Below are 13,218 nucleotides of genomic sequence, written 5' to 3'. Positions count from 1 at the left end.
TAAGGTGAAAGAGAGACATGACTAGCGTAATTAAAATGACTGAACATAAAAACAAATCTCCCCGCACTACCCGCCCGCTCGTTGCCCTATATTGTGGTTCACGTGCTGGCAATAATCCTATTTATCAGGAAAAAGCTATTCAGCTTGTACAGAGTCTGGCCCAGCAAGGCTTTGGTCTGGTCTACGGTGGTGCCAGCATCGGCCTGATGGGTCAGGTCGCTGATGCCATGATTGAACATGGCGGTGAAGCTGTAGGTGTGATTCCCGAGTTTATGCTGGATTATGAAATTGCGCATAGCAAGCTGACTGAACTGCATATTGTGCAGTCCATGCATGAACGCAAAGCGTTAATGGCAGAACGTGCCTGTGCCTTCGTTGCTCTGCCAGGTGGACTAGGCACTTTTGAGGAAATTCTGGAAATTGCGACTTGGGGACAGTTGAACCAGCACCAGAAACCAATGATGCTATACAACGTGAATAACTTTTATGATCCACTCATTGCCCAGCTGGATCATGCCGTGAATGAAGGCTTCCTGCCACCCCAGCATCGTGCCAAACTAATTGTCTGCGAACATTCTGCACATATCTTTAATGCCCTGAAAAATCTGGATAGTCCAAAACAGTTTGCAATTTAAATGCTGATCTAAAAAATAAAAAAGCGAGCCGAAGCTCGCTTTTTTATTTTTTAACTCTTAAGAAGCCAAGTTAGTCACCAGGTTATAGAACCAAGGTAGTGTTGTCGCCAAAATCACAGACATTGCTAAACCAAACATTAACTTCATTGCATCTTTGCTGACGTTCCGTGAAGTACGGTGTTTGCTCACACCATTGACGATCATCGAGATCGCAAACTCACGACCTGCAAGTAGACCCAAGAACACCCATGTGGTACTCATTGGAATGTTGCTCCACTCTTTGAAGATCAATAAGATAATGGCATAGATAAAGTCAACAATGGTTGCTGCACGAACATCAGTTACATCGGTTTTGGTATCGACGATCTTCTGGATTGCACCACCACGTTGGTACAGAATCACACCCAGCAAGACCACGAATACCGCAATCGCAAACATCAGGAATTCAAATGGAACCTGACGTGGCACATACACAAAGATATTGGCTAAGTCTTGGATCAACCATTGGCTCCATAAGAAACCGGTTGATAACCATTGTAAGATCATCCATTTGGTCGAATGCTCTTGGTCTTTGGTTTGGTTAAAATAAACCGTCATTTTGTTGGCAACAAAACGGTAAATCACCAAAGCTGAGATGAAGGCTACAGCATAACCCATCATCGATTTCACCATCATCGAACCTAAGCTCGCTGGAGAGAAAATGGTGAGCACCAAGAATGTAGTACTGACTGGAATACCATATTTGGTTAATAACAAGAGTAGAATTGGCGGTACAATATACAGCCAGGTAATCCCACCCTCAGGGAATGGAATCGTTTCGAGACGGCCATAAGAGGCATCTCCTACCCCTGATGCATACCAGCCATAGACCAAAACCACCACAAGGATGACGCTGATATAAATCCACAGCAGCCACCAAGGTCGATGTGAATTTGATGAGATAAAGGTTCCCAATGTCTGAGGCACATCATTGCCGACAATGGAGTAGGCTGCTAGACAGAAGCCGATAACCATCAAGATTTCGATAGACATAAAACATACCTGCTGAGGGAGATCAGCATTACTGTAAGATGTGGCCAAGATTATGACGTTTTTATTGCAGTTTCATGACAGAAACGTCATATATTCTTGTAACACTAGCCGGTTTCAATACATTTATTACTTTTCAGCAAGCAGTTGCTATTTCTGCTAAACCCCACTTATCCAACTGATATCAATGAGCTTTCATGGTTATATTTCATGTCATAAATACCAGAATAAGACACTGATTTAGTACAACGGATGGGGTGAATTGATTTAAACTGAGCCCACATTCAAAATTACATGACTTTCTAAATATCACATGAATGCCACGCCCACCCATCAAGCGCTGCAACCCGAATTTAGACTGCTGGTCTTATTGGTATCGATCGGCTTTTTCATGCAAGGTCTGGACACCACGATTATCAATACTGCCCTGCCTGCAATTGCGCTTAGCCTGCAGGAAGATCCGTTGCGGATGCATAGTGTGGTGGTGGCTTATGTACTTTCGGTTGCAGTCTGTATTCCCTTGAGTGGCTGGCTGGCAGATCGTTTTGGTGTACGTAATACCTATTTTAGCGCCATCATTATTTTTACGCTTGCATCAATAGGTTGTGCTGTCTCAAACAGCCTGAATGAACTCCTGCTCTATCGGGTTCTGCAAGGTATTGGTGGTGCTTTGCTGTTACCAGTCGGTCGTCTGGCAATGTTGAAGATCATTCCACGCACCCAGTTTCTGGCTGCAATGAGCCTGATGAGTCTGGCCGGCCTGATTGGTCCCCTGATTGGCCCGACGCTAGGTGGCTGGATGGTCGAATACCTGTCCTGGCAATGGGTATTTCTGATTAACCTGCCGATTGGCCTGCTTGGCACCCTGATTACCTTCAAAGCCATGCCGAATGTTACTGAACCGGATGTGGCGAAGTTTGACTATGCCGGTTTTGTTATGCTGGTGGTGGCGATGGTCGGGCTATGTCTGGGCATTGAGAACTTTGCCAATCCGCAATATCCATTGTGGTGGAGTCTCAGCTTAGTTGCAGCTGGGTTCCTGTTTTCACTGATCTATGCCTATCATTCATATACGCATAGCAATGCCCTGTTCCGCAGCAAGCTGTTTAAAAACCGGATTTATTCTATTGGGATTCTGGGTAATTTCTTTGCCCGTCTTGGTGGTAACTCAATTCCTTTCCTGTTACCGCTGATGTTGCAGGTCGCGTTTGGTTTTGAACCCTTTATTACCGGTTTGCTGATGATTCCAACTGTATTAGGTTCATTGGCTTCCAAACCCATTATTCGCAAGATCATTCAGCACTTTGGCTATCGCCAGGTTTTACTGGTAAATACTTTACTGGTGGGGCTATGTATTGCCAGCTTTGCCCTGACTACGGCGGATACACCGATCTGGCTACGTGCGATTCATTTCTTTATTTTTGGTATCTTGAACTCACTGCAGTTTGTTTCCATGAATACTTTAACCTTAAAAGACTTAAGTCAGCAGGATGCCAGTAGTGGCAACAGTTTTCTGTCCATGATCATGATGCTATCGATGAGTATTGGGGTCGCACTGGCAGGTACGCTGGTAAATATGTTTAGTGCCTACTTTGGCGCTGAGCAGCTGGATAATGCATTCCATCTCGCCCTGATCTGTCTGGGCTGTTTGAATATCATTGCCGCCTATATTTTCTGGCATATTCCCAAGAATACGCCAGTATGATCATCATCCCGATACAAGACAAATCGGTATAAGCTAGATAGAGTCAAATTTTGAAGAACTTGATGAAAAAGCCAGACAAGCATTATCCACCTCTTTGGGCAACAATCATGAGTGTCATTCTGCTGCTTGCTGTGGTCGGTGCAATCTGGTGGCTATTGCTGAAACCGCTACCTGCCAACGCTTCCGAATATGACATTCATGGTTTTGATGTTTCGCATCATCAAAAAGAGATTAACTGGCAGCAGATTCCCAAAGATAAATACCGCTTTGTTTATTTAAAATCAACCGAAGGCGGTGACTTTAAGGACAGCAAATTTCAGGAAAACTGGTTTAAGGCTCGCGAACAGGGTTTGCTGGTCGGTGCCTATCATTTTTATCGTCTCTGTCGGGAGGGTAAGATTCAAGCGCAAAACTTTATCGAAAGCGTACCGAATAAAGCGGATGCCTTACCTCCGGTAATCGATCTTGAATATGACAGTAACTGTATTAATACCTATTCCAAGGAACAGTTACTCAAAGAAATCCAGGTCATGCATGACCTGCTCAAACAGCACTACGGCAAGCAGCCGATGTTCTATACCTCGAAAGCTTTCTATAATATTGTGCTGGCAGGACATTTTACTGACGTACCGCTCTGGATACGTGAATACAAGGGTCTGCCTGAGCTCAAAGATAATCCGAAATGGCATTTCTGGCAACATACCAGTCAGGGTCAGATCAAAGGTATTGCAACGACTGTAGACCTGAATGTGTTTTATGGTTCGGAAAAGGACTGGCTGAATTTTTTAAAACAGAATGGTATTAAGACTGCACCTGCACAAAAATCGGCAAAATAATTCTACAATTGCAATGTAATCAAAAATAAAAGGATAAATAGCTGTGAAGCTTGGAAAAATTATCGTGACTACCATTCTGATAGTGGTAGTCATACTGGGGGGAATAAGCACTTATTTACGCCAACCTTCAGGTTAGCTGCGTGACTTTGACGCGTGGCAAGCCAAATCCAATATATCCGCAGAAGGCTTAAATGTCCGTTTCTTTGGGGTGTCAACCTTGCTGTTTGATAATGGTCAGGAACAGATTTTAATTGATGGCTTCTTTAGCCGTCCCAGTCTTTGGCATGTTCTCAGTTCTAAGGTTTCCAGCGATTCTAGGTTACTTCAGAAGATTATTCAGGAGGAACAGCTGGATCGGACACAGGCGATTTTAGTGACCCATAGCCATTATGATCATGCTCTGGATATTCCTGAACTGGCTGCCCTGTTACCTCAACCCCAGATCATCGGATCGAATAGCAGCCTGAATATTGCACGCAGTCATCCAGAGGTAAAAGCCTCCCAGCTACGGCGTGCTGTATCAGGGCAATCGCTCCGATCGGGACAGTTTAAAGTCACTCCACTTGCTTCCGCACATACGCCTCCAACACCCGTAAATGATGATCTCGGTGAAGAAATTACAGCACCACTGAAACTGCCTGCCAAGTTTTCCGAATTTAAAGAAGGCGGCAGTTTTGACTATCTGATTGAACATGACAGACAACGAATTCTGGTTAAAGCGAGCACAGGGTTTATTCCGGGACAGTTCAAGAATGTTCAGGCCGATATTTTATTTTTAGGCATAGCCCAGCTATCGCGACAGCCTGAGGATTATCAGAAATCTTATCTGCAACAAACACTGGCAACGGTAAAACCCAAGATTGTCATTCCAATTCACTGGGATGATTTCTTTCAGCCGCTAGATCAACCCTTACAATTTTTGCCACGCTTTGCCGATAATGCTCCCGAGAGTATGCGAATTCTGATCAAAGCGGCTGAAGCGCAACAGATTCAGGTTGTGCTACTGAGTAATAGTCAACCCTATAATCTTTTGAAATCAGCATCTTCCCAAGTGCCTTAAAGCCTTTTAAGATGGCATATGCGTAAAATTATCCATATCGATATGGACGCTTTCTACGCCTCGGTAGAACTGCGTGAACGTCCGGAACTAAAACATTTGCCTGTGGTGATCGCGTCGCATCATCCACGGGCTGTGGTTGCGGCTGCCTCCTATCCAGCCCGGGAATTTGGTGTGCATTCTGCCATGCCAATGAGTCAGGCACGCAAACGTTGTTCGCAGCTGATTGTGATTGAACCGGATTTTCAGAAATACCGTGAGGTTTCCTCACAGATCCATCAGATTTTTCAAAAATATACAGCAGTTATTGAACCACTTTCACTGGATGAAGCCTATCTGGATGTGACTGATAATCTGCTGCAAATCCCCAGTGCAACAGAAGTTGCGATGCGTATCCGTGAAGACATTTTTCAGCTGACTAGACTCACCGCTTCTGCGGGTGTTGCACCAAATAAATTCCTGGCCAAAGTTGCTTCAGACTGGCACAAACCAAATGGCATTTGTGTGATCAAGCCTTCACAGGTACAGGCCTTTATTCAGGATTTACCACTTAAAAAAATCCCCGGGGTCGGTAAGGTTACGCAGGAAAAATTGAAAAGTCTCAATCTGGAAACGCTGGGTGATTTGCAACAGATGGATGAAGCCGTCCTGATTCAGCATTTTGGCAAATACGGCAAGCGGCTACATCTCTATGCGCAAGGCATCGATGAACGCCCGGTCGAAACCGAACGTGAACGCCAGCAGATTTCCAAGGAAACCACCTTTGGTGATGACCTGCTACTTAGCCAGTGCAGCCCTTACTGGGATCAACTGATCCAGCAGGTCTGGAACAGTCTGGAAAAGAAACAGCTGACTGCACGTGGCATTACCGTGAAACTCAGGCTAAAAAATTTCCAGATCATGCAACATAGCCGCAGCTTCCGTTCCGTACTTAAAAATCCGCTAGAGCTACATCAGGCGTTACAGTTCTTGCTACAGGATATGCATCTGGATCCAGCCCTGCAATTTCGCCTGATTGGTGTCGGGGTGTATCAGCTGTCACCTCGCCAGCAAGAAGCACAACTGTCCCTGCTTTAAAGTAAACTGAGCAAGAAGTAGTCACTAGTTTAAAAAGCCAACAACTTTATTTTTACCATTGTATGTTTTTAGAGTAATCTATCCGCGCAATGCATTATCCATGTATATGCTGAGATGCTGAAAATCACCTTTACTTTCAGCATGCTGTCCTGTGATTGGCGTGACGATCAAATCCGAATATTACAGGGCAACTCTGTTGTCCCCATGGAATCCTATCCTGCATGTCTTCTGCAAATTCAATTTCTTTTCAAGAACAACGCGCGCGAAAAGCAGCGCTTTCCAGTTTTATTGGTGCTGTTGTCGACTGGTACGATTTTCTTCTTTACGGGATTGTCGCAGCCCTGATTTTTAAAGATCAATTTTTCCCAAGTATTGGCAACAATATGGGCACATTAGCCGCCTTGGCAACCTTTGGTGTCGGCTTTCTGTTCCGTCCACTCGGTGGTGTAGTGTTTGGTCACTTCGGTGACAAACTCGGCCGTAAAAAAATGCTGGTACTCACTGTCATCCTCATGGGGATTTCTACTGTCGGGATTGGCCTGTTGCCGAATTTCGAAGCCATTGGCTGGTGGGCGCCTGTACTGCTGGTGACCTTACGTGCCATTCAAGGTTTTGCCGTCGGTGGTGAATGGGGTGGCGCTGCCCTGATGGCGGTTGAAAATGCGCCGAAAGGCAAAAAAGCCTTTTACAGTAGTGGCGTTCAAGTCGGCTATGGCGTCGGTTTAGTTCTCGCTACGGGTGCTGTATCACTAATCATTGCGACTCTAGGTGAAGAGGCATTTTCGGACTGGGCATGGCGTATTCCGTTTATTGCCAGTATTGTGCTGATCGGCATTGCCATGTGGATTCGGCGTGATCAGGAGGAGTCACAAGAATTTGTCGAAAAAGTGGTTAAAGCCAAGCAACATCCAACCAAACTGCCAATTTTTCAGGCGATCAGCAAGCATCCTAAAGCATTCCTGTACATTATTGCCCTGCGTATGACCGAGCTGCTCACCATGTATCTGGTGACCAATTTTGCACTGAATTATTCCACCAATAATCTGGGCATGGACAAGCAATTCTTCCTGAATATCACCCTGATGGTCGGTGCGATTAGTTGTGTCAGTATCCCGTTCTTTGCCTGGATCTCAGACAAAATTAACCATAAAACCGTGTGTGTTTGGGGCGGTTTAATCGGTGCCTTGTCGGCTTTCCCGTTCTTTATGGCGCTGGATGCTCAAAATACCTGGATGATTATTGTTGGCTCAATTCTACTGGCCAATATCGCGCATGACATGGTAGTCAGTGTGCATCAACCCATCTTTACCTCACTGTTTGGTACCGAGTATCGTTACAGTGGCGCCGGTGTAGGTTATCAGGTGGCAAGTATTATTGGTGGTGGTTTTACCCCAATGATTGCGGCTTCCTTAGTGATTTGGGGTGATGGTTCATGGCATTATGTAGCCATCTATCTTGCTGTGGGCTGTCTACTGACTGCATTGGTTGCTGCCCTGATGCCAAAAATTCAGGATTAAACTCATGACTATTCAACGTTTGCACGTGTCTCAACGCTTCTCTGAAATCGCGATTTCAGGCAATCTCGTTCATCTGGCAGGTCAACTGGCCAGTGATTTTGATCTGGATATTAAAGGTCAGACACGGCAAACTTTGGACATTATTGACCAGTTTCTCGCAGATGCGGGAACAGATAAGAGCCACATCATGTCAGTCACTATTTATCTCAAAGATATTGAGCGTGACTATGCAGCTTTTAATGAAGTGTGGGACGCATGGGTAGCTGATATTCAGGCCCTGCCGCGTACCTGTGTAGAAGCCAAGTTGTATGATCCAAGGGTATTGGTCGAACTGACCGTCGTCGCAGTAAAACCGGAATAATGCCGATAGAACTTGTCTTCCAATAAAAAAGCATGCGATCTGCATGCTTTTATTTGTGCCAGATATATTAACCCACTGTCTTCACCTTAGGGCGACCCAGAGCGGAGTACAGTGGAAACTTCTTTAGTGCAGTCAGGTTATTCGGGTTGACTAAACTGTCCTCCTCACCCTGTTCATTCAGGAAGTCACGGCGCAGCTGATAATATTCCGGAATATCTTCATAACGGATTACCCGATAGCCTGCCATAGTCAGCAAGGCATCCTGATACTGGGATTGTTGTGGGCGTTTTAAAATCATCGGATCGTCCACGGCCACGATGGCAACAACCAGATGATCCTGATCTAGAACCACAAAGTCCGCGACCAGATTGCGATATTTGTTACGGGTACGAAAAAATTTGGTGGTCAACAGCGCATCATAGGAGACATGGGCCAGAATGATGTTCTCTGGCAGAATTTCCTTTAGACGGGTATAAGTCAACTGTTGATTCAGGTTAAAAATGGCGCGCTGCTTCAACACACTGTCTTGCTGCTTGCCGCTATTCTGTACTCTCTTATATGCCATCAGGATGGTGCATAAGAGCAGAAAACTGCCAATTATGATATAGGTGGTCATGCGTTAGTCCTTTCTGCATTCTTATAATCGTTTTTGTTTTATTGTCGTCAGTATAGATCGATTTTCATCCGAAAATCACGGTACAACCAATTTGCTTAGATACTGCAACATCCGGTATCAAAACTTATATAAGGACATTACATTTCGGGAGATTAAAAAATTCCGTGTACTGGAAATGTAATGTGTTCCTTACTCACTCTCACTCTCACTCTAAATCAGCCACTCAAATTTAAGCAAGAGCATTTTCCTCTTTTTGTCTTACAATTCCGATAAAGTGTAATTTTTAAACAGTTTTTTCTAATGAATATCTTAGTTTAATTATTTTTTAATTGAGATTTGACTTCTTTTAATAAAAAATCAGTAGAAAAATAAAAAAGACACCGAAGTGTCTTTTTTAAGTGATTTAGGCACGACTTTTTGGTTTGGTTTTGCCTTTAGCTTTAGAACCGCCAAAAGGCTTTTTCGCATCACCGGTTTCACGTGGTGGTAAACCGGTATGCTGGGTCAGGATCTGCCCTTTCTTCGGACGATTGTTCTGTCCTTGGCTTTGACCTTGTCCACGATTGCCTGCCTGACCGGTACGTTTCTGTGAATCGCCTGCAACAGTCGAGTTCTTCTTACGTGCTGACTGATACTGACCATCCACACCTGCAGGCTGATAAGTCGGAATCAGATGCTGTTTCGAATTACCAATCAGGTCCTGACGGCCCATTTCGCGCAAGGCATCACGCAGTAAAGGCCAGTTGTTTGGATCATGGTAACGCAAGAAAGCTTTGTGCAGACGACGACGCTTCTCACCTTTCACAATGTCGACATTTTCAGTGTAACGCGCCACTTTCGCCAGCGGGTTTTTACCGGTGTAGTACATGGTGGTTGCAGTCGCCATTGGTGACGGATAGAAGGTCTGTACCTGATCAGCACGGAAACCATTCTTCTTCAGCCAGATCGCCAGGTTCATCATGTCATAATCCGTGGTGCCTGGATGCGCTGCAATAAAGTAAGGAATTAAATACTGTTCCTTGCCTGCTTCCTTACTATAACGATCAAACATTTGCTTGAAACGGTCATAGGTACCAATGCCCGGCTTCATCATTTTATTCAGTGGGCCTTTCTCAGTATGCTCAGGCGCAATCTTGAGGTAACCACCGACATGATGCGTCACGAGTTCTTTCACATATTCAGGGTTTAAAACCGCAAGGTCATAACGTAAACCTGAACCGATCAGAATCTTTTTAATACCTGGTAATGCACGTGCTTTACGGTATAACTGCGTCAGTGGCGCATGGTCGGTATGTAAGTTTTGACATACTCCTGGGAACACACACGAAGGCTTACGACAGTTCTTTTCGATCTCAGGATCTTTACAGGCCAAACGGTACATGTTGGCTGTTGGGCCACCCAAATCCGAAATGATGCCAGTAAAGCCTGGTGCAGTATCACGAATTTTTTCCACTTCACGCAGAATCGATTCTTCCGAACGGTTCTGAATAATACGACCTTCATGTTCCGTAATCGAACAGAAGGTACAACCACCAAAGCAGCCGCGCATGATGTTTACCGAGAACTTGATCATGTCAAAGGCTGGGAAACGTGCATTACCGTATGATGGATGTGGTAGACGTGCATAAGGCAGGTCAAACACGTAGTCCATCTCTTCCGTAGTCAACGGAATTGGCGGTGGATTTAACCATACGTCACGTTCACCATGCTTTTGTACTAATGCACGCGCATTCCCTGGATTGGTTTCCAGATGTAAAATACGGTTAGCATGTGCATAAAGCACCGGATCATTCACCACTTCTTCAAAAGCAGGCAAACGAATCACAGCCAATTCACGCGGTGGTAATTTATGTTTAATCGCTTTCGACGCCGGTTGTAACTGCACGATTTGTGTATTTTCGTCCAAATTGTCGCCTTCACGTACAATCGGATTAGCTACATGTTCTTTTTGGAAACCCTGGTACTGGCTCAAGTCCTTCCCTTGTTCAATCTCACAACCTTCAATATCTTCAGTCATGACATAAGGGTTAATAATTGGATCAACACGGCCAATCGCATCGACATCATTCGATGCGATTTCAACAAATTTGGCTTTCGATGGGCGGTTGTGTTTATTGACAATAAATGCTGTACCACGAACATCGGTAATATCTTGGATTTTTTCACCACGCGCCAAACGATGCATGATTTCAGTGATAGAACGCTCACCATTACCATACATCAAAAGATCGGCTTTAGAGTCCATCAATACTGAACGACGTACTTTATCTGACCAGTAATCATAGTGTGCAATACGTCGTAGTGATGCTTCGATACCACCTAAGAGCACCGGTACATCTGGATAAGCTTCACGCACACGCTGGCAATATACGGTTGCCGCCCGGTCTGGGCGTTTGTTTGGCTGATTGTCTGGTGAATAGGCATCATCTGAACGAATCTTGCGATCTGCCGTATAACGGTTGATCATCGAGTCCATGTTACCTGCTGTCACACCCCATGCAATGTTTGGTTTACCCAATACACGGAAGGCTTCAACACTGGTCCAGTCTGGCTGCGCAATAATCCCGACACGGAAGCCTTGCGCTTCTAGGGTACGGCCAATAATGCCTGAACAGAATGAAGGATGATCAATATAGGCATCGCCACAGACTAAAATAAAGTCGCAACTGTCCCAGCCGAGTTGATCCATCTCCTCGCGTGACATCGGCAAAAATGGCGCAGGTTCAAAACATGACGCCCAATATTTGTCGTAATCAAACAACGCTGTAGGCGCTGTCTGCATGGTATAAGCAGTAGACATGGCTAGCAATTCTCGGCTGGCAGATGGAAGATCAAAAAATAGATCAAAGATGAAAGCCGAGCATTTTAGCATGAATTCGGCTGAGGTTGCTTGATTATAATTTATACAATATAGACTTTAGGACCTTAATCAGGAATATATGCTCACTTTGTTTCTAGCTTGCTTATTTTAGGTTTTAACTGTTGAGCTATCAATAAACCGATTGTCAAAATAATGCCGATGAACACACTGAGGCCGAACCATCCTGTATTTTCCCAGACCAAACCACTCGAGCTGCCAAGGACACTGGATCCAAGATAGTAGCAGAATAAATAGAGTGATGATCCTACAGCACGATACTGTAAAGATTGCACAGACACCCAACTACTGGCCGTGGAATGTGCAGCAAAAAATGCAAAGGTAAAAATGAGCAGACCAATAAAGATCAGCACCAAGCTGTTGACTAGCATCAACACTAGTCCTAGCAACATACTGGCAAGCATGGCCGCCAATACTTGGAAACGTCCAAATTTCTGGCTCCATGCCGCCGCACGAGGTGAGCTATAGATTCCTGCCAGATAGGTGACCGAAATTACCCCAATCCAGACATGCGACAGCTCAAAAGGTGACTGAATCAGGCGATAGCTGAGGTAATTAAAGACTGAAACAAAACAGCCCATCAGGATAAAACCTTGCAAGAACAAGATTCGCAGTTTGCGATCACTCAGATTATGCTGAAATGCAGTAAGGAAGCGGCTCAATTTAATAGGATAAGCTTGAAAATTCCTAGATTTAGGCAATAAGAAATAGAAGGTTGTCGCAATACAGAGGTTAATTAGTCCAATGATTAAAGTCGCTGACTGCCAGGAAATAAAGTCTACCAATACTCCTGCAAGCAAACGGCCACTCATACCGCCAATCGCAGTTCCAGAAATATAGAGTCCCATGGCAAAACCAACATCTTTCGCGGCCACCTCTTCCCCAATATAGGTCATCGCCACTGCGGCCACGCCACTTACGGTTAAACCTATTAACACCCGGGTCGCCAGAAACACTGACCAGGCTGGCAATACAGCACTCAGCAACAACAATACTGCAACCGAAAATAAAGACCAGACCATAATCGGCTTACGGCCAAAACGGTCAGAAATGAGTCCAGTAAAAATCAGGCCAACAGCTAATGCAATGGTAGAAAATGAAAGTGGAAAACTGCTTTGAGTCGGACTGACCTGGAAATAATCAGCCAGAATCGGCATCATCGGCTGTACACAATACAATGATGAAAAAATTGCAAATCCAGCCAGAAACAAGGAAAACAAAACCGCTTTAAAGGCAGAAGAACCATATTCAATATGGCTTGAAGATGAATTTGTGGACATATAAGCTCCAGAGACTCAGCTAGTATATGCCTATTATTTTATTAAGAGCTGAGTTTTTAGCCTAAATCCTGCTCTATTTTAATCATTTACTACAGTTTTCTTTTTCCCAGGCCTAAAAAAACACCCCCTTCTATTGAAGGGGGTGTTTAGAATAATGAGCTGGCGATGACTTACTCTCACATGGGTAATCCCACACTACCATCAGCGCTAAGAGGTTTCACTTCTGA

10 protein-coding genes and 1 pseudogene are annotated in these 13,218 nt (G+C 44.7%); 7 read left to right on the top strand and 4 right to left on the bottom strand.

Translation table 11 applies throughout. The annotated features are described in order from the left end of the window. The first annotated feature begins 17 nt into the window (after nt 1–17). The gene (locus ACTJIX_RS06090) at nt 18–635 is read left to right on the top strand and encodes a TIGR00730 family Rossman fold protein (RefSeq protein WP_008305153.1); all 618 of its coding nucleotides are present in this window, start codon (nt 18–20) and stop codon (nt 633–635) included. Nucleotides 636–692: 57 nt separating this feature from the next. On the opposite strand, the gene ACTJIX_RS06085 is transcribed toward ACTJIX_RS06090, so the two are convergent. Next, nucleotides 693–1,667: a hypothetical protein gene (locus tag ACTJIX_RS06085; RefSeq protein WP_004810207.1), complete on the bottom strand. Its 975-nt coding sequence runs from the start codon at nt 1,665–1,667 to the stop codon at nt 693–695. Between the two features lie 310 nt (nt 1,668–1,977). On the opposite strand from ACTJIX_RS06085, the gene mdtD reads away from it, so the two are divergent. From mdtD to ACTJIX_RS06055, 6 genes and pseudogenes are all read left to right on the top strand, one after another. Then, nucleotides 1,978–3,369 carry a multidrug transporter subunit MdtD gene (gene mdtD / locus ACTJIX_RS06080; RefSeq protein ID WP_008304957.1) on the top strand — a complete coding sequence of 464 codons (1,392 nt, stop codon included), beginning with the start codon at nt 1,978–1,980 and terminating at the stop codon, nt 3,367–3,369. A 62-nt stretch (nt 3,370–3,431) separates the two neighbouring features. Continuing rightward, nucleotides 3,432–4,205, top strand: a complete 774-nt coding sequence (locus ACTJIX_RS06075; protein WP_008304959.1) for a glycoside hydrolase family 25 protein — start codon at nt 3,432–3,434, stop codon at nt 4,203–4,205. Between the two features lie 43 nt (nt 4,206–4,248). Then, nucleotides 4,249–5,265: pseudogene (locus ACTJIX_RS06070) on the top strand (MBL fold metallo-hydrolase). Nucleotides 5,266–5,283: 18 nt separating this feature from the next. After that, entirely contained in the window at nt 5,284–6,339 is a 1,056-nt protein-coding gene (dinB, locus tag ACTJIX_RS06065) for a DNA polymerase IV (protein ID WP_008304963.1), read from the top strand. A gap of 221 nt (nt 6,340–6,560) precedes the next feature. Next, the gene (shiA, locus tag ACTJIX_RS06060; RefSeq protein WP_008304964.1) at nt 6,561–7,856 is read left to right on the top strand and encodes a shikimate transporter; all 1,296 of its coding nucleotides are present in this window, start codon (nt 6,561–6,563) and stop codon (nt 7,854–7,856) included. Between the two features lie 4 nt (nt 7,857–7,860). Further along, a complete protein-coding gene (locus ACTJIX_RS06055; protein ID WP_108675617.1) occupies nt 7,861–8,217 on the top strand; it encodes a RidA family protein in 357 nt (118 codons plus the stop codon). A 67-nt stretch (nt 8,218–8,284) separates the two neighbouring features. Here the strand turns inward: ACTJIX_RS06055 and ACTJIX_RS06050 are convergent, their stop codons facing one another. From ACTJIX_RS06050 to ACTJIX_RS06040, 3 genes are all read right to left on the bottom strand, one after another. Beyond that, nucleotides 8,285–8,833, bottom strand: a complete 549-nt coding sequence (locus ACTJIX_RS06050; RefSeq protein WP_004810225.1) for a DUF2726 domain-containing protein — start codon at nt 8,831–8,833, stop codon at nt 8,285–8,287. A gap of 403 nt (nt 8,834–9,236) precedes the next feature. Next, nucleotides 9,237–11,633, bottom strand: a complete 2,397-nt coding sequence (locus ACTJIX_RS06045; RefSeq protein WP_440611295.1) for a YgiQ family radical SAM protein — start codon at nt 11,631–11,633, stop codon at nt 9,237–9,239. Between the two features lie 143 nt (nt 11,634–11,776). Then, nucleotides 11,777–12,991 carry an MFS transporter gene (locus tag ACTJIX_RS06040; RefSeq protein ID WP_440611294.1) on the bottom strand — a complete coding sequence of 405 codons (1,215 nt, stop codon included), beginning with the start codon at nt 12,989–12,991 and terminating at the stop codon, nt 11,777–11,779. Between the last annotated feature and the right edge of the window lie 227 nt (nt 12,992–13,218).

Origin of the sequence: Acinetobacter sp. 22323 (assembly GCF_052044895.1) — a bacterium.
Taxonomy (GTDB): Bacteria; Pseudomonadota; Gammaproteobacteria; order Pseudomonadales; family Moraxellaceae; genus Acinetobacter; species Acinetobacter schindleri.
This window is presented reverse-complemented; position numbering and strand designations above follow the sequence as displayed.

Excerpts from the sequence above, each read along its gene's own strand:
- ACTJIX_RS06090 (WP_008305153.1), top strand. The coding sequence starts at position 18 with ATGACTAGCGTAATTAAAATGACTGAACATAAAAACAAATCTCCCCGC.
- ACTJIX_RS06085 (WP_004810207.1), bottom strand. The coding sequence starts at position 1,667 with ATGTCTATCGAAATCTTGATGGTTATCGGCTTCTGTCTAGCAGCCTAC.
- mdtD (WP_008304957.1), top strand. The coding sequence starts at position 1,978 with ATGAATGCCACGCCCACCCATCAAGCGCTGCAACCCGAATTTAGACTG.
- ACTJIX_RS06075 (WP_008304959.1), top strand. The coding sequence starts at position 3,432 with ATGAAAAAGCCAGACAAGCATTATCCACCTCTTTGGGCAACAATCATG.
- dinB (WP_008304963.1), top strand. The coding sequence starts at position 5,284 with ATGCGTAAAATTATCCATATCGATATGGACGCTTTCTACGCCTCGGTA.
- shiA (WP_008304964.1), top strand. The coding sequence starts at position 6,561 with ATGTCTTCTGCAAATTCAATTTCTTTTCAAGAACAACGCGCGCGAAAA.
- ACTJIX_RS06055 (WP_108675617.1), top strand. The coding sequence starts at position 7,861 with ATGACTATTCAACGTTTGCACGTGTCTCAACGCTTCTCTGAAATCGCG.
- ACTJIX_RS06050 (WP_004810225.1), bottom strand. The coding sequence starts at position 8,833 with ATGACCACCTATATCATAATTGGCAGTTTTCTGCTCTTATGCACCATC.
- ACTJIX_RS06045 (WP_440611295.1), bottom strand. The coding sequence starts at position 11,633 with ATGTCTACTGCTTATACCATGCAGACAGCGCCTACAGCGTTGTTTGAT.
- ACTJIX_RS06040 (WP_440611294.1), bottom strand. The coding sequence starts at position 12,991 with ATGTCCACAAATTCATCTTCAAGCCATATTGAATATGGTTCTTCTGCC.